The organism is Microcella sp. (assembly GCF_046293215.1).
Taxonomy (GTDB): Bacteria; Actinomycetota; Actinomycetes; order Actinomycetales; family Microbacteriaceae; genus Microcella.
In genome coordinates this window covers 106,955-122,530 of the sequence record NZ_JBKBPI010000008.1, presented here as the reverse complement: position 1 = coordinate 122,530, position 15,576 = coordinate 106,955, and the positions used below count along the sequence as shown (strand labels likewise).

Below are 15,576 nucleotides of genomic sequence, written 5' to 3'. Positions count from 1 at the left end.
GGACGCTCGCCAGTGGCCGAAGCCGTGCCACTGTTTCACGTGAAACATCGACTGGAAGGTAGTCGTGACGACGCACTCTCCCTACGACGGGTCCACTCCCCTCGCTCGAGAAGTCGCCGACATCACCCGCCGTCGACAAGCGGTGGAAGCGCAGCAGTTTCCCCTCCCGTCGAGCGCTCGTGTGATCACGGTCGCCAACCAGAAGGGCGGGGTCGGCAAGACGACGACCACCGTCAACTTGGCCGCCGCACTCGCCCGACAGGGTGCCCACGTGCTCGTCATCGATTTGGACCCGCAGGGCAACGCCTCCACCGCCTTGGGCGTTGAGCATCGCGCGGAGACGCCCAGCGTGTACGACGTCATCGTCGGAGAGGCGACCATCGACGAGGTGGTTCAGAAGAGCCCTGAGTTCGAGCGTCTCTACTGCGTGCCCGCCACAATTCACCTCGCGGGCGCCGAGATCGAGCTCGTGTCGCTTGTTGCCCGCGAACAGCGGCTACGCACCGCGGTTGAGTTGTACCTCGCCGAGGCCGATGACCCTGTTCACTACGTTTTCATCGACTGTCCTCCCTCGCTCGGGCTGCTGACGATCAATGCCTTCGTCGCCGCGCGCGAGGTTCTCATTCCGATCCAGTGCGAGTACTACGCCCTGGAGGGCCTGAGCCAACTGCTCAACAGCATTCAGCTGATCGAGCGCCACTTGAATCCCGAGCTGCGCGTCAGCACCATCCTGCTGACGATGTACGACGCTCGCACGAACCTCGCGAATCAGGTGGTGGCGGATGTGCGCGAGCACTTTCCCCAGCAAGTTCTGAACACGCTCATCCCGCGCTCTGTCCGCATCAGTGAGGCCCCCAGTTACGGACAGACCGTCATCAGCTATGACCACAACTCTCCTGGCTCGCTGTCCTATCTCGAGGCGGCCGCGGAGATCGCAATGAGAGGGGCGGTGGCCTAATGGCGGCACCCAAGCGAACGGGACTCGGCCGGGGAATTGGCGCGCTCATTCCTACCGGAGCCGGTGATCGCCCCGTCGACGTGTTCTTCCCCCAGGCCGCGAACCCCGACGATGGTCTGGGTGAGGTGCCCGGTGCCCGACTCATTGCGGTGGCCCCCGCCGACGTGGTTCCCAACCCCCAGCAGCCCCGTACGGAGTTTCGCGAAGAGGAGCTCGCGGAACTCGTGCACTCTGTGCGGGAGTTTGGAGTTCTCCAGCCCATCGTTGTGCGCGATCGCGCGGGCGCGGCTCCAGGAGAGGCTCGCTATGAGCTCATCATGGGCGAGCGACGGCTGCGGGCATCGACGATCGCGGGGCTCGAAACCATCCCGGCGGTGGTGCGCAACACGAGCGACGAAAACATGCTGCGCGACGCGTTGCTCGAAAACCTGCACCGCGCCCAACTCAATCCGTTGGAAGAGGCGAGCGCCTACCAGCAGCTTCTCGAGGATTTCGGCATCACCCAGGAGCAACTGGCCGAACGCCTCGGTCGCTCCCGCCCCCAGATCACCAACACCCTGCGCCTGCTGAAGCTGCCGACGCCCGTTCAAGCGCGCGTTGCTGCCGGCGTGTTGAGCGCCGGGCACGCCCGCGCGATCCTCTCGACCGGGGAGGCTCCCCTGATGGAGCGCCTCGCCGACAAAATCGTCAACGAAGAGCTGTCGGTGCGCCAGGCGGAAGCCGCAGCACAACAAATGGCTGGTCAGAAGCCAAAAACGCCCGCCAAGAAGCCTGCGGCTGGGGGGCGTCAGGCACAGCTCGACGAGATCGCGGAGCGGCTGGGTGACCGGCTCCACACCCGCGTGAAGGTGTCCCTAGGCCGCACCAAAGGAACCGTCACGATCGATTTTGCGACGGTGGGCGACCTGAACCGCATCCTTGGTGAGCTGGGCGAACCCGGCTTTCAGTAGCGGCGCACGGAGGGCGACCGATCAGGCGGAACCGGCCGCATCGCGCAGTGCCGTGTGCGCCAACTCGGCGTAGACCCACCCCACGTCGTGTCCCGCAGCGTCGAGGGCGAGGGCGAGCGTCGAGGTTTCCGTGAGCCCCGGCATGACGCTGGCCTCGAGAAACCACGGGGTTCCGGCCCCATCGATCATGAGGTCGATGCGGCTGAGGTGGCGAAGACCCAGTGCGCGGTGCGCGTCCAGCGCAACGGCGGTGGCGCGCTCGACCGTGGCCGCGTCGACGCGCGCGGGCGCGTAGAAGGTGGTCTCCCCCGCGTTATAGCGGGCCTCGAAGCCATACACGCCCGACTTCGGCTCGATCTCCACCGCCGGCAGGGCCACGGGGCCGTCACCGGTGTCGATGATGCCGATGCACACCTCGGTGCCGACAATCTGCTGCTCGACGAGCGCAACATCGCAGTATGTATACGCGAGCACCATGGCTCGACGCAGTTCTTCGTCGCTCCCGACCAGGCTCACGCCCTGTGCCGAGCCTCCCTGTGCCGGCTTCACGGCCAGCGGAGGGGGCAGCTCTTGGCCCATGACCGACAAGACGCTCTCGGCGCCCAATTCGCGGAACGCATCGCGGGTGAGCGTGATCGAGTGCGGCGTCGGCACCCCCGCGCGCTCAACCAGGGTCTTCGCCGTCGGCTTGTCCCAGGCGAGGCGGGTCGCGTGGGCCGATGACCCCACGTACGGAAGACCGAGAAACTCCAGAAGGCCGCGGAGAGCTCCGTCTTCTCCGCTCGCTCCGTGCAGCGCTGGCCACACGACGTCCGGCGGGTCGGCCATGAGGCGTGGCAGCAGGGACGCATCGGGGTCGCGTAATTCGACCGAAATGCCGTGCGCGGCGAGAGCGTCGGCAACCTGCCGGCCCGACTTGAGCGAGATGTCGCGCTCGTGCGAGATGCCGCCGGCAAGAACGACGACCCGTGAGGCAGACAGAGACGACGACATAGCGGCCTATCCGAGGTTGGGCGGGGGAGAGATGACGTGACTGCCGAGCCGAAGCTGGTCGGGAACCTGGTCGATGGGCCCGGTGGGAGCAAAGGTCTCGAGCAGCTCCTGTTCCTGCCGCACGACCGTCGACAGCCGGCGAATGCCCTCGCGAATGTCCGTGGGCGTCGGGTAGCAGAAGGCAAGTCGGAGGTGCTGCCGGCCGGCGCCGTCGGCGAAGAAGGCGGTACCGGGCGTGTAGGCGACGAGTTCTTTGACGGCGCGGGGGAGCATCCCCTTGGCGTCGAGACCGGGGCTCAGCGTCAACCAGACGTAGAAGCCGCCACCGGGCATCGTCCATGTCAGGTCGGGCAGATAGTGATTCAGCGCGTCGATCATGGCGTCGCGGCGCTCTTTGTACAGGCCGCGGAACACGTCGATTTGTCCGCGCCAGTCGGCGCTCGTCAGGTAGTCGGTGATGACCATCTGGTTGAGCACGCTCGGCGACAGGATCGACGCCTCGGCGGCCAGCACGAGCTTCTCGCGAATGCCGTGCGGCGCGAGCGCCCAGCCGACCCGGAAGCCCGGCGCCAGGGTCTTCGAGAACGAACCGAGGTACACGATGCCGTCGGTTTCGACGCTGCGCATGGCCTGGGGCGGCGCCTGGTCGAACCAGAGCAACCCGTAGGGGTTGTCTTCGAGGATCAGGATGCCGTGGCTGCGGGCGATGTCGATGATCTCGAGGCGTCGGGCCGAGCTGAGCGTCACTCCCCCGGGGTTCTGGAAATTGGGGATCAGGTACAGCAGCTTGATGGGGCGCCCGGCAGCCCGCAACGACAGGATGCGTTCGGTCAGCGCCGCGGGAATCATGCCGTCCGCGTCCATCGCCACGTGCGACACCTCTGCCTGATACGAGCGGAAGATGCCGATTGCGCCGACGTACGAGGGCGACTCGGCGAGAACGACGTCGCCGGGGTCGAGGAAGAGTTTGGCAACCAGGTCGAGCGCCTGCTGCGACCCGGTCGTCACGACGACGTCATCGACGCCAGCGTGAATGCCCTCGAGCGCCATCACCTCCAGGATGCGCTCGCGCAACTCGGGCGTTCCCTGTCCTGCGCCGTACTGCAAGGCGGTCGCGCCGCGATCGGCCATGACGCGTTCCATCGCCGAGCCGATCGAATCCAGCGGCAGCGCCGACACGAAGGGCATGCCGCCAGCCAGCGACACCACCTCGGGACGCGACGCCACGGCAAACAGTGACCGCACCTCCGAGCCTGACAGCCCGGCGGTGCGCGTCGCGTACTGCTCGTACCAGGGGTCGAGCGTTGTCCCCTCGCGCGGAATGCTCATGAGGTCTCCGTGGTGGCCGGTCGCGCCCGGATGCGCGTCTCCCCCGACGCTACCAGCGCCGGGGGAGAGCGTGACGCGCGATGACGTTCGTGCTGACGGTGGCGTTACGCCAGGAACTCGGCCAGGTCGGCCTCCAGCGCCGGCTTGGGCTTGGCGCCGATGACGCTCTTGACGACCTCGCCGCCCTGGAACACCTTCATCGCCGGAATCGACGTGATCTGGTACTTCATCGCCGTTTCGGGGTTGTCGTCGACGTTGATCTTGACGATGTCGATCTTGTCGGCGTTCTCGGCGGCGATTTGGTCGAGGATCGGCGACACGGCGCGGCACGGGCCGCACCAGGGCGCCCAGAAGTCGACCATGATCGTCTTCTCGCTCTTCAGAACTTCGGCCTCAAACGTGGCGTCGGTGACGTCGCGGGTGGACATAGCTGCTCTCCTTTTACTTCTTCACACGGGGTGGGATGCTCGCAGGCGGCCCGTTTAGGCGCTCACGGTCTCGATAGTCGCGCCCTGACGAACCTCGTCGCCGAGACCCTCGAGGTAGTGCTGGGCGTCGAGGGCGGCGGCACAGCCGCTTCCCGCCGCGGTGATGGCCTGCTTGTAGGTGGGGTCGACGACGTCGCCTGCGGCGAAGACGCCCGGCAGGGAGGTGCGAGAGCTGCGCCCGTCGACCGCGATCGTTCCCTGCTCGGTGAGGTCGAGCATCCCGTGCACCAGGTGCGTGCGGGGATCGGCGCCGATCGCGATGAACAGGCCGCTGACGTCGAGGGTGCGCTCTTCGCCCGTGACGGTGTCGACGATGCCGACGCCGGTGACGAGCTCACCGCCGTAGATGTGGGCGACCGAGGCGTTAGTGACGAACTCGATCTTCGGGTCGGCCTTCGCGCGGTCGAGCATCGCGGGGGAGGCGCGGAAGGTCTCGCTGCGGTGGATCAGGTACACCTTGTCGGCGAAGCGGGTGAGGAACGTGGCCTCCTCCATCGCCGAGTCGCCGCCGCCGACGACCGCGACGGTCTTCTGGCGGAAGAATGCGCCGTCGCAGGTGGCGCACCACGAGACGCCGTAGCCCGACAGGCGGTCTTCGTCGGGAAGCCCGAGCTTGCGGTAGGCCGAGCCCGTCGCGTAGATGATCGCGAGCGCCTCGTGGCGATCCCCGTTGCCGAGCGTGACCGCCTTGACCGGGCCGTCGAGCTCGAGCGAGGTGACGTCGTCGTACACGATCTCGGCGCCGAATCGCTCGGCCTGCGCCTGCATCTTGGTCATCAGGTCGGGGCCCATGACGCCCTCGGGGAAGCCGGGGAAGTTTTCGACGTCGGTGGTCTTCATGAGTTCGCCGCCGAACTCAACCGAGCTGGCGATGACGAGCGGCGAAAGGTTGGCGCGGGCGGCATAGATGGCCGCCGTGTAGCCAGCGGGACCGGAACCGATGATGATGACCTGTCGCATGGAGCCTCAGTTCGTTAGCGGTCAGACGCGAGATGAGCGCCTGTGGGAGGGCCAACCCAGTCTAGGTCGCCGGTATTCCGAGCCGCGTCTCTGTTCAGGGGATGGTCATTCCCGTCACCGAGTGTTTACCGGCGGCGCAGACGCCGGGCGACGGGGTCGACGAGTGCGCTGAACTCGGGAACGCGCAGCACCGAAAGCGCCCCCGCGTACGTGACCGTCATGGCGCCGCCGATCGCCACCATGGTGACGATCGCGGTACCGACGTTCTCACGGGCCGCTCCCCCCTCGAAGGCACCCATCGTGACGGCGAGCGCGAGGCCGACGGCGCTCGCCGGAATCGCCGCGAGCGCGAAGAGGCCAGTGCGCTGCGCGGTCAGGCGCATCCCGATGCCGCCGAGGCGCTTGCGCAAGATGACGAGCGAGATGAGCGTTTGGGCTGTGCCGGCGATCGTCGTGACGAGTGCAATTCCCGGAGCGATCCAGGGGCTGGGAAAGGTCGCGACCACGAGAGCGAGCACGACGAAGATTCCCGCCTGGGCAAGCTGAATGAAGAAGGGGGTGCGGGTGTCGTCGAGCGCGTAGAACACGCGCTGGGTGATGAACAGCGTCGAGAACGGAATCAGGCCGATGACGAAGGCCACGAGCACGCGCGCCATTCCTTCGACAAGCGCCGGGTCGCTGCTGAAGATGCGGGCGAACGGACCGGAGACGACCGCGAGGCCGATCGTGGCGAGCATCATGATCATCGTGATCGTGCGCAGGCTCGCCCCGATGTCGTCGCGCAGCAGATCGCGGCGTCCGTCACGGGCGTGGCCGCTCATCCGGGTGAAGTAGGCGGTTCCGAGCGAAACCGTGACGATCGAGTGCGGCAGGATGAAGATCAACCACGCGAAGCGCAGCACCGCGAGCGATGGCTCTCCGTCGTCGGCGGCGAGCGAGGCGACGCGGTTGTGGATGATTCCGGCCAGTTGCGTGACGAGGATCATGCCGAAGACCCAGCCCGCGGCCTTCCCCGTCTGTGCGAGCCCCACACCGCGCCACTGGAAGTCGGGGCGGTAACGCAGCCCCGCCCGACGCCAGAACAGAAACAGGACGAACGCCTGGGCGGCGATGCCGAAGGTCGAGGCGCCGCCGAGCAGGGCGACCATCTCGGGGGTCCAGACACTCGCGTCGCTGACGTCGCCGGAGAAGATCCATGCGAACGTGAGAAGCCCGGCGATCATGACGATGTTGTTGACGACGGGCGCCCAGGTGTACGGGCCAAACACCTTGCGTGCGTTGAGCACCTCCCCCAGCAGGCTGTAGAGGGCGAAGAACAGCACTTGCGGCAGGCACCAGTAGGCGAGCGCGGTGGCGAGTGCCATGATCTCGGGCGAGAAGCCGCGCGATCCATCCCCGGCCTGCTCGGCGTACAGGGCCACGAGCAGCGGTGCACTGATCGTCGCGATGACGGCGACGGCGAGAAAGACGACGAAGCCGAGCGTGATGATCTTGTTGACGTAGCGTGTTCCGCCGTCGGGGTCGGTGCTGGCCTTGACGATCTGCGGCACGAGCACGGCCGTGAGGATGCCGCCGGCGATGATCGCGTAAATGTTGTTCGGCAGCGTCGTCGCGAGCGCGAAGGCGTCACCGGCGCCGGAGGTGCCGACGACCTGCGCGAGGATGATCGCGGAGACGAACCCGAGGATGCGCGACACGATCGTTCCCGACGCGAGGAACAGACTCGCGCGTCCAATCGAGTCGCGTCGCCCGTCGCCTTCGGGGGCGGGGGTTGCGGCGGGGCCAGAACTCAACGCGTGCTCGTCTCGGTCGGGGTGGGGGAAGCATCCGCTCGGTCAGCGCGGGTTTGGCGGCGACGACGGATGTCACGCACCAGGCCCACGGCGAACAGCGCGGCGATGATGCCGCCGATCGCGATGGTACCGGCCGTCTCCCACCCGGCCTGGAGGTTGAGGGGCACCGCGATCGGAGTGCCGATCACCGCGCCGTCCTCGGCGCGCAACGATACGCGGATGTCGACGTCACCGTTCACGAGCGATTGCACGGGGACGAGTGCGCGGACCTGTGAGCCGCCGTCGACGACCGCCTCCACCCGTTGGTCTTCGACCCGCAGCTGACCCGTGGCCGCTTCCACCCGCACGAACACGCGAACGGGTACCGGGAGGCTGTTCTGCACGGTGACGGGCAGCGACGTGCGGTCAGCGAACAGGGTGATGGTGTTGCTCTCCACGACCTGCACCGCGGCCCGTAACCGTTCTGACTGTCCGCGATATCGGCCCTCCCCGGCGGCGGCGCTCTCGCCCCCGAGCGCGAGGGTGTCGAGCAGGTCGAGACGGCGGTCGGCGAGCAGCGTCTGGGGGTCGAGGGCGATGCGAGCAAATTCCGCGTCGCCGCGTTCGAGCTCGAGGAGTGCCTCGAGCCCGACAGTGGTGGGAGACGCCGCCTCGGCCGTCACTGTCGCGGGGTCGCCGTTGGCGCCCGGGCCGGTCACCGGAGCGAGCGTCGCCGTTCGCGCCCAGGGAAGGGCGGTGAGTTCGTCGAGCAGCAGCCCTACCTGGGCGCTGGGCGCCGCGGTGCGATCGGCAAGCCCCAGCAGCGGGGTCGCCGGGACCGCGGTGCTCGCCAGCAGCGCGCTCAATTCGGCGACAGCGGCGCGACGCACGTGCGCACTCGTGGAGGCGGCGACCGTGCGTACGGCCGCGGTGGTCAACTCATCGGTCACGACCGCTCGCAGCGTGTCGGTGAGGGGTCGCGTGATGCCGGCGCCGCCCTGGACGTCGCTCGCATGGGTCAGCACGACGCGCGCGCCGTCGGCTACGAGGGGATCGATCGCGTCGCGGCCGATGCTGCCATCGGCCGGCCACACCCAGTCGGAGAGCGCGTGCGGCCACGCCGTGAGGTCGTCGAGGGTCGCGGTCGGCTCGCCGTCGTCGCCCAGCACGATCGAGCCCGCGCCGAGCGGGGGTGGGGATGCGACCGCGAGCGTGCCCACTCCCGCGAGCGGATCGGCGTCTGACCAGCGCAACGCGAACGTCTCGATGCCCGAGTCGGCGAGCTGTTCTTGCCACGCGACGGCGCTCGCCGGTGCCCCCTCCCCGAGGGCCCGGATCGAGGCCAGGATGCGAGGATCCACCCCCAGCGCCACTCCCCCGCTCAGCGCCACGTCGAGCGTGCGGGTCAGGCGGCCGTCGGGACCGGTGAGGGCGGACAGCTGATCGGCGCTGAGGTAGCGGCCCCGATCATCCGGAGCGGTCAGCGGCGCGATGACGGCGATGCCGGCTCCCGCCGCGGTCGTGCCGGAGGGCTGTCCGACGATCGCGGTGCGGTCGTGGGCAATCGCTGCACCGTCGCTCGTGACCACCGATACACCGGCAGCGCGAACGCCGAAGCGTTCGTCGAGGTCGATGTCGTCGGCCGGCACCGTGAGGGAGGCCACGACCGTGGCCCCAGGGGCGATCGTGACGAGGGGTGTCGTGCTGACGATCTCACCCGTCGGTGGGGCGTCGTCGCGCAACCAGGCGCGAACGGCCGCCTGGTCGGTGAGCGGTTCGAGGGTCAGGTGCAGCCGCGCGGTGGCCCCGGCGATGGGCTCGGTCGTCCCGTTGCTGACGGTGATGCGCACGTCGAGGTCGGTACCGTCCCGCAGCACGCCGGCATCGACCGGCGCTGCGATGACCGTCACGGCTCCGGCCGGAGCGTCGGTGTCGGTTGCCGTGGTCGCCACCGGCACGGATGCGCGGGGCGCGGCGGCGACACCGGTTGCGGCAAGGGGGCCTACAGCGAGCGCCGCCACCACGGCGCCGGCCGCCATTCGGCGACCGCTTAGCGCGGGCACGCCAGAACCCCCGACGCCCGCAGCCCGACCATGACGGGAAGTCTAGACTCTGGGGACTATGGAGAGCGTGGCCCAGGCCGTCAGCCGACTTCGCGAGCTCGCCGCCGCCGATCCGCTGGCCACCCTCGCTCAGCGGTTTGCCGCGGCCGGCCACGAGCTTGCGCTGGTGGGCGGCCCCGTGCGTGACGCCTTCCTCGGGCGTGGCGTGCACGACCTCGACCTCGCGACATCCGCGCGTCCGGACGACATCATCCGCATTATTCGTCCGGTCGTCGACGCGCACTGGGACATCGGTCGCGATTTCGGCACCATTGGGGCGCGCATCGGTGATGACACCGTCGAGATCACGACCTATCGCGCCGACGAGTACGACCCCTCCAGCCGGAAGCCGGAGGTCGCCTTCGGCGACACGCTCGAGGGCGACCTGCTGCGCCGCGACTTCACCATCAACGCGCTTGCTCTGCGGCTTCCGCAGCTCGAACTCGTCGATCCGACGGGGGGTTTCGACCACCTCGTCGCCGGGGTGCTCGCGACGCCGACCACGCCCGAACGCTCGTTTGGCGACGACCCACTGCGCATGCTGCGCGGCGTGCGGTTTGCCGCGCAGCTGGGCGTCACGATCGATGAGGCGGCGCTCGCGGCGATGACGGCGATGCGCGGCCGGCTCGAGATCATCTCGGCCGAGCGCATCCGGGACGAGCTCGTGAAGCTCCTCGCGACCGACGCGCCACGACGAGGCCTCGAGCTGCTCGTCGCGACGGGACTGGCCGAGCACGTGCTCCCCGAGTTGCCGGCGCTGCGCCTCGAGGTCGATGAGCACGCGCACCACAAAGACGTCTACGAACACTCCCTCACCGTGCTCGAGCAGGCGATCGAGCTCGAGCGCGCGCGCGGCGAGCGGGATGCTCCGGCCGACACCACACTGCGACTCGCGGCCCTGCTGCACGACATCGGCAAGCCCGCGACGCGCAAGTTTGAGCCGAATGGCGCCGTTACGTTCCACCACCACGACGTGGTCGGCGCGAAGATGGCGAAGAAGCGCCTGACCGCCCTGCGCTTCGATAAGGAAACGATCACCGCGGTGGCGCGGTTGGTCGAGCTGCACCTGCGCTTCTTCGGGTACGCGGATGCACCCTGGACCGACTCGGGGGTGCGGCGCTACGTGCGCGATGCCGGCCCGCTGCTCGAGCGGCTGCACATTCTCACCCGCGCCGACGTGACCACGCGCAACAAGCGCAAAGCCGCGCGGCTGAAGAACGCCTACGACGAGCTCGAGCAGCGCATCGTCGAGCTCGCTGAACAGGAGGAGCTCGCGGCCATCCGGCCCGACCTCGACGGCGAGCAGATCATGCGGATCCTGGGGCTTCGTCCGGGGCCCGAGGTGGGGGCGGCGTACCGCTACCTGCTCGAGGTGCGGCTCGACGAAGGCCCACTCGCGGCCGACGCGGCCGAGCAGCGGTTGCGTGACTGGTGGAGCGCGCGCGGTAACGAATCCCGCTGAGTAGCGCTGAGCATCCCTGATCGACTACGCTGTCACGGTTGTCTGCGTGCGCTCGCGCGCGGACACGTGATGCCATAACCCTCCTGCTGCAGACCGTCTGCAGCCGTTCGAGTCCGAAGGAGGTGGGTGAGTCATGCATCAGTACGAATTGATGGTCATTCTCGACCCCGAGATCGACGAGCGCACTGTCGCCCCGAGCCTCGACAAGTTCCTCGGCGTTGTTCGCAACGCCGGCGGTTCCGTCGAGAACGTCGACATCTGGGGCAAGCGCCGTCTTGCCTACGAGATCAACAAGAAGAGCGAAGGCATTTACGCCGTCGTCAACTTCACCGCCACGTCGGAGGCCACCGTCGAGCTCGACCGCCAGCTGAAGCTCAGCGAGGCTGTCATGCGCACGAAGGTGCTCCGCGCCGAGGAAGCGATCGCGAACCTCGCCGCCGCGAAGGCTGAGGCCGACGCCAAGGCCGAGCGCGCCGCCGCAAAGGCCGCGGAGTAAGCCCGTGGCCGGCGAAACCGTCATCACCGTGGTGGGCAACCTGACTGCCGACCCGGAGCTGCGGTACACCCAGAACGGTCTCGCGGTGGCGAACTTCACCATCGCGTCGACGCCGCGCACCTACGACCGCCAGTCGAACGAGTGGAAGGACGGCGAAGCGCTGTTCCTCCGCGCGAGCGTCTGGCGCGACTTCGCCGAGCACGTCGCCTCGTCGCTGACGAAGGGGATGCGCGTGGTCGCGCAGGGACGCCTCAAGCAGCGTTCCTACGAGACCAAGGAAGGCGAGAAGCGCACCACCATCGAGCTCGAGATCGACGAGATCGGCCCGAGCCTGCGCTACGCGACCGCTCAGGTCGCCCGTTCCTCGGGTGGCGGCGCTGGCGGTGGCCAGATGGGCGCAGGCAACCGGGGCGGCGCCGCGGTTGCAGACGAGCCGTGGGGCGCCCAGTCGTCGTCGGGCGCGGGCGGTGCGGCCGGAGGCCAGGCCTCCGGGGGCGACGTGTGGAACACGCCGGGCTCGTACGCGGACGACACTCCGTTCTGATTCGGTCACCCCGAACACTCTTCACTCAGATCTACAGGTAAAGGACAACCACTATGGCTGGCAAGAGCAGCGGCGACCGCCGCAAGCCTCGCGGCGGAAAGGGCGCGAAGAACGCCGCCCCCGCGAAGGCGATCAAGGTTGGCGTCATCGACTACAAGGACGTCGCCACCCTCCGTAAGTTCATCTCCGAGCGCGGCAAGATCCGCGCCCGCCGCATCACCGGTGTCTCGGTGCAGGAGCAGCGACTGATCGCGAAGGCCGTGAAGAACGCCCGCGAGATGGCCCTGCTTCCGTACGCGGGCGCCGGACGCTAAGGAGTCACGATGTCGAAGCTCATTCTTACGCAGGAAGTGTCGGGCCTCGGCTCGGCCGGCGACGTCGTCGAGGTCAAGAACGGGTACGCCCGCAACTACCTCATCCCCCAGGGCTTCGCCGTGGCGTGGAGCCGCGGTGGCGAGAAGCAGGTCGAGTCGATCAAGGCCGCCCGCGCCGCGCGCGAGCACGCCACGATCGAGGAGGCCCAAGACCTGAAGCTGCGCCTCGAGGCGAACCCGGTCACCCTCACGGTGACCGCGGGCGCCGAGGGCCGCCTGTTCGGCTCGGTCAAGACCGGCGACGTGGCGGCGGCGGTCGAGAAGGCCGGGATCGGCTCGATCGACAAGCGTCTCGTCGAACTCGTGGCCCCCATCAAGTCGGTGGGGACCCACGAGGCGATCCTGAAGCTCCGCGACGGGATCGTGGCGACCATCACCCTCAACGTGGTGGCCGAGAAGAAGAAGAAGTAGGGCCTTTTCGCCCCGGGCGGTACCCGCGACACTCGTCGCGGGTACCGCTTTTTTGTGCCCGTTGTCAAGGCTTTCCCCCCACATTCGTCCACAGCATTCGCGCGTTGTGCAGAAGCTTCATGCAGTGCTTGAAGCCTCTTTTTCCACACACGGTGTGGAGATAAAAATACCTGGTCAGAGAGGATACGGGTGCGTTATCCCCCACCGTATCCACAGGCGACTCCACACTTTCTTCACACGGGACAGCGGCGTTTTCCGCAGCTCTCCCCAGACTTATCCACAGGCACCGTTTGAGCACCCGTCTGGCCCCTCCCTAGGGTGAACCGTCGTCGTCCCGAGACCGTCCCGAGCGGGGCCTGCCGCCCGTGTCGGTGCTCCCGCGTAAACAGTTGTCACACCCGATGACAGAAAGGCGCCGCCCGTGTCGATCGCCCACATCTCCGCCGCCATCGATCCCCGATCGGGTGATGGCCGCGAGGGTGACCGCCGCGCCGAGCGCACTCCCCCGCACGACCTGCTCGCCGAGCAGAGCGCCCTGGGCGGCATGTTGCTCAGCAAAGACGCTGTCGCCGACGTCATCGAGGTCGTGCGCGGGGTCGACTTCTACGTGCCCAAGCACGAGATCATCTTCGACGCGGTCATGTCGCTGTATGCGCACGGCGAACCCACCGACGTCATCGCCGTTGCCGACGAACTGACGAAGACGGGCAACCTGACCCGCGCGGGCGGCGCCGACTACCTGCACACCCTGACGAGTCTGGTGCCGACGGCCGCGAACGCCGGCTTCTATGCCTCGCTCGTCGCCGAAAAGGCCGTCTTGCGCCGCCTCGTCGAGGCCGGCACCCGCATCGTTCAGATGGGGTACGCCTCCGAGGGCGAGGTGACCGACCTCGTCAACAATGCGCAGGCCGAGATCTACGGCGTCGCCGGGGGCACGCAGACGGAAGACTACGTTCCGCTCACCCAGGCGGTCGGCGAGGCGATCGATGAGATCGAAGCGGCGAAGGGCCTCGACGGCAAGATGACCGGGGTCCCCACGGGGTTCGCCGACCTCGACCAGCTGACCAACGGCCTCCACGGTGGCCAGCTGATTCTCATCGCCGCGCGGCCCGCGCTCGGTAAGTCGACCTTGGCGCTCGACCTGGCGCGCGCTGCCGCCATCAAGCACCAGCAGCCCACCATCGTGTTCTCGCTCGAGATGGGGCGCAGCGAGATTGCCATGCGTCTGCTCTCGGCCGAGGCATCCATCCCCCTGCACGCGATGCGCAAGGGCACACTCGAGGGCCGCGACTGGACGGCGATCGCCGCCACCCGTGGCCGCATTGCCGACGCCCCGCTGTACATCGACGACAGCCCCAACATGACGCTGGTCGAGATTCGAGCCAAGTGCCGTCGCCTCAAGCAAACCGTCGGGCTCAAGATGGTCGTCATCGACTACCTGCAGCTCATGACGAGCGGTAAGCGCGTCGAATCGCGTCAGCAGGAGGTCAGCGAGTTCTCGCGAGCGCTGAAACTTATGGCCAAAGAGCTGCACGTGCCGGTCGTCGCCCTGTCGCAGCTCAACCGTGGCCCCGAACAGCGAGCCGACAAGAAGCCCGCGATCAGCGACCTGCGCGAATCCGGCTCGCTCGAGCAAGACGCCGACATGGTGATCCTGCTGCACCGTGACAGCGCCTACGACAAAGAGAGCGCCCGGCCCGGCGAGGCCGACCTCATCGTCGCCAAGCACCGTAACGGCCCGACCGACACCATCACGGTCGCCTTCCAGGGCCACCTGTCGCGCTTCGCCGACATGCCACGGGTGTAGCCGAACCTCAGCGCGTGCGGCCCGGCCGATGCAGGAGCCTCACGGCTCCCGGCCCTACGCTTGTGAGCTATGGTGACCGCCCCATCCACCGACAGTGATACCGAGAACGGCGAGCGTGCATCCACGCCTGCCTGGCTCGCGCCGATCGCGCGCGCGATTCCGGCAATCGTCGTCGGACTCGTGATCACGTTCACGCCCGACCACTCGGCCACGATGGGGCTGATCTCGCTCGGCGTGTTCGGCGCCGTCACTGCCGTTGTGTTGGTGCTGACCACCCTGCGTCTCGCCGCCAGCGAACCCGTGCGCTCGCTGCACCGCGGGCTGTCGGTCATCACGGCGGTCGTCGCTGCCGCCTCATTTGCCCTCGTCGCCGGGCTGGAGGGCAACCTTCTGCCGTTCCTGCTGCTGACCCTCGGCGCCTACGGCGTGTTCGCCGGCGCCTACGAGATCGTGTGGGGGCTGCGTCACCGCGGCGTGACGCCGCTCGCCCGCGACGGAATCACGGTCGGCGCGGGCACGATCATCCTCGCGCTGATTCTCGTCGCCGTCGGCGATTCGGTCAGCGCCGTCGGATTCTTCGGCGCCTACGCCGTCATCGTGGGCGTCTACCTCATCATCGCCGGCTTCAGTGCGAAGTGGGCCGCAACATCAGCCAAGGAGCAGCCAACCCCATGACCGACAAGACGCCCCGCCGCGAACGCCTGCGTCCTGGCGAACTCGTTGGCCTCGCCGCCGTCGTCGCCGCCTTCATCGGCCTCGTGACCTTCATGGTGACGCGCGACTGGATGCTGTCGCTGATCTTCTTCGGCGCCACCTTCGTCATCGACCTCATCGTGCTGGCGATGCTGATGCTCGCGGTGACGCCGAACGCTCCCGCTGACGGTGAGCGGTGGGCCGCCGAGCAGCAGGGTGGCGACCAGCAGTAGTCAG

The 15,576-nt window shown here is 68.0% G+C and carries 16 protein-coding genes; 10 read left to right on the top strand and 6 right to left on the bottom strand.

The features are described from left to right. Nucleotides 1-64 precede the first annotated feature (64 nt). Complete coding sequence (locus ACK4SC_RS08770; RefSeq protein WP_409617133.1) at nt 65-958, top strand: ParA family protein; 894 nt, start codon at nt 65-67, stop codon at nt 956-958. After that, nucleotides 958-1,908 carry a ParB/RepB/Spo0J family partition protein gene (locus tag ACK4SC_RS08765; protein ID WP_409617131.1) on the top strand — a complete coding sequence of 317 codons (951 nt, stop codon included), beginning with the start codon at nt 958-960 and terminating at the stop codon, nt 1,906-1,908. Before ACK4SC_RS08770 ends, ACK4SC_RS08765 begins: the two co-directional genes overlap by 1 nt. A 21-nt stretch (nt 1,909-1,929) precedes the next feature. On the opposite strand, the gene ACK4SC_RS08760 is transcribed toward ACK4SC_RS08765, so the two are convergent. From ACK4SC_RS08760 to ACK4SC_RS08735, 6 genes are all read right to left on the bottom strand, one after another. Then, nucleotides 1,930-2,901 (bottom strand): D-alanine--D-alanine ligase, encoded by a 972-nt coding sequence (locus ACK4SC_RS08760; protein ID WP_409617129.1) that lies wholly within the window; start codon nt 2,899-2,901, stop codon nt 1,930-1,932. Nucleotides 2,902-2,907: 6 nt separating this feature from the next. Then, complete coding sequence (locus ACK4SC_RS08755) at nt 2,908-4,230, bottom strand: PLP-dependent aminotransferase family protein (RefSeq protein ID WP_409617127.1); 1,323 nt, start codon at nt 4,228-4,230, stop codon at nt 2,908-2,910. Nucleotides 4,231-4,334: 104 nt separating this feature from the next. Next, nucleotides 4,335-4,658, bottom strand: coding sequence for a thioredoxin (gene trxA / locus ACK4SC_RS08750; RefSeq protein WP_409617126.1), 324 nt, complete (start codon nt 4,656-4,658; stop codon nt 4,335-4,337). 54 nt (nt 4,659-4,712) lie between these two features. Further along, nucleotides 4,713-5,678: a thioredoxin-disulfide reductase gene (gene trxB, locus ACK4SC_RS08745; RefSeq protein WP_409617124.1), complete on the bottom strand. Its 966-nt coding sequence runs from the start codon at nt 5,676-5,678 to the stop codon at nt 4,713-4,715. Between the two features lie 125 nt (nt 5,679-5,803). Continuing rightward, nucleotides 5,804-7,471: a murein biosynthesis integral membrane protein MurJ gene (gene murJ, locus ACK4SC_RS08740; RefSeq protein WP_409617122.1), complete on the bottom strand. Its 1,668-nt coding sequence runs from the start codon at nt 7,469-7,471 to the stop codon at nt 5,804-5,806. Continuing rightward, nucleotides 7,468-9,489, bottom strand: a complete 2,022-nt coding sequence (locus ACK4SC_RS08735; protein ID WP_409617120.1) for a DUF6049 family protein — start codon at nt 9,487-9,489, stop codon at nt 7,468-7,470. Before ACK4SC_RS08735 ends, murJ begins: the two co-directional genes overlap by 4 nt. 82 nt (nt 9,490-9,571) lie before the next feature. Between ACK4SC_RS08735 and ACK4SC_RS08730 the strand changes: the two genes are divergently transcribed. From ACK4SC_RS08730 to ACK4SC_RS08695, 8 genes are all read left to right on the top strand, one after another. Continuing rightward, nucleotides 9,572-11,014, top strand: a complete 1,443-nt coding sequence (locus tag ACK4SC_RS08730) for a CCA tRNA nucleotidyltransferase (RefSeq protein WP_409617118.1) — start codon at nt 9,572-9,574, stop codon at nt 11,012-11,014. A gap of 133 nt (nt 11,015-11,147) precedes the next feature. Beyond that, nucleotides 11,148-11,510, top strand: a complete 363-nt coding sequence (rpsF, locus tag ACK4SC_RS08725) for a 30S ribosomal protein S6 (protein ID WP_409617116.1) — start codon at nt 11,148-11,150, stop codon at nt 11,508-11,510. 4 nt (nt 11,511-11,514) lie between these two features. Continuing rightward, complete coding sequence (locus ACK4SC_RS08720) at nt 11,515-12,054, top strand: single-stranded DNA-binding protein (protein ID WP_409617114.1); 540 nt, start codon at nt 11,515-11,517, stop codon at nt 12,052-12,054. A gap of 53 nt (nt 12,055-12,107) precedes the next feature. Continuing rightward, entirely contained in the window at nt 12,108-12,368 is a 261-nt protein-coding gene (gene rpsR, locus ACK4SC_RS08715; RefSeq protein ID WP_096420059.1) for a 30S ribosomal protein S18, read from the top strand. Nucleotides 12,369-12,377: 9 nt separating this feature from the next. Next, nucleotides 12,378-12,839, top strand: coding sequence for a 50S ribosomal protein L9 (gene rplI, locus ACK4SC_RS08710; protein WP_409617112.1), 462 nt, complete (start codon nt 12,378-12,380; stop codon nt 12,837-12,839). Nucleotides 12,840-13,260: 421 nt separating this feature from the next. After that, nucleotides 13,261-14,646, top strand: coding sequence for a replicative DNA helicase (gene dnaB / locus ACK4SC_RS08705; RefSeq protein ID WP_409617111.1), 1,386 nt, complete (start codon nt 13,261-13,263; stop codon nt 14,644-14,646). 69 nt (nt 14,647-14,715) lie between these two features. After that, nucleotides 14,716-15,321: a hypothetical protein gene (locus tag ACK4SC_RS08700; protein WP_409617109.1), complete on the top strand. Its 606-nt coding sequence runs from the start codon at nt 14,716-14,718 to the stop codon at nt 15,319-15,321. After that, on the top strand, nt 15,318-15,572 hold the full coding sequence (locus ACK4SC_RS08695) for an ABC transporter ATP-binding protein (RefSeq protein ID WP_409617108.1): 255 nt from the start codon (nt 15,318-15,320) through the stop codon (nt 15,570-15,572). Before ACK4SC_RS08700 ends, ACK4SC_RS08695 begins: the two co-directional genes overlap by 4 nt. Nucleotides 15,573-15,576 lie beyond the last annotated feature (4 nt).

What these genes read in the sequence shown, in the direction of transcription:
- ACK4SC_RS08765 (WP_409617131.1), top strand. Translation starts at nt 958, where the DNA reads ATGGCGGCACCCAAGCGAACGGGACTCGGCCGGGGAATTGGCGCGCTC.
- ACK4SC_RS08760 (WP_409617129.1), bottom strand. Translation starts at nt 2,901, where the DNA reads ATGTCGTCGTCTCTGTCTGCCTCACGGGTCGTCGTTCTTGCCGGCGGC.
- ACK4SC_RS08755 (WP_409617127.1), bottom strand. Translation starts at nt 4,230, where the DNA reads ATGAGCATTCCGCGCGAGGGGACAACGCTCGACCCCTGGTACGAGCAG.
- trxA (WP_409617126.1), bottom strand. Translation starts at nt 4,658, where the DNA reads ATGTCCACCCGCGACGTCACCGACGCCACGTTTGAGGCCGAAGTTCTG.
- trxB (WP_409617124.1), bottom strand. Translation starts at nt 5,678, where the DNA reads ATGCGACAGGTCATCATCATCGGTTCCGGTCCCGCTGGCTACACGGCG.
- ACK4SC_RS08735 (WP_409617120.1), bottom strand. Translation starts at nt 9,489, where the DNA reads ATGGCGGCCGGCGCCGTGGTGGCGGCGCTCGCTGTAGGCCCCCTTGCC.
- ACK4SC_RS08730 (WP_409617118.1), top strand. Translation starts at nt 9,572, where the DNA reads ATGGAGAGCGTGGCCCAGGCCGTCAGCCGACTTCGCGAGCTCGCCGCC.
- rpsF (WP_409617116.1), top strand. Translation starts at nt 11,148, where the DNA reads ATGCATCAGTACGAATTGATGGTCATTCTCGACCCCGAGATCGACGAG.
- rpsR (WP_096420059.1), top strand. Translation starts at nt 12,108, where the DNA reads ATGGCTGGCAAGAGCAGCGGCGACCGCCGCAAGCCTCGCGGCGGAAAG.
- rplI (WP_409617112.1), top strand. Translation starts at nt 12,378, where the DNA reads ATGTCGAAGCTCATTCTTACGCAGGAAGTGTCGGGCCTCGGCTCGGCC.
- ACK4SC_RS08700 (WP_409617109.1), top strand. Translation starts at nt 14,716, where the DNA reads ATGGTGACCGCCCCATCCACCGACAGTGATACCGAGAACGGCGAGCGT.
- ACK4SC_RS08695 (WP_409617108.1), top strand. Translation starts at nt 15,318, where the DNA reads ATGACCGACAAGACGCCCCGCCGCGAACGCCTGCGTCCTGGCGAACTC.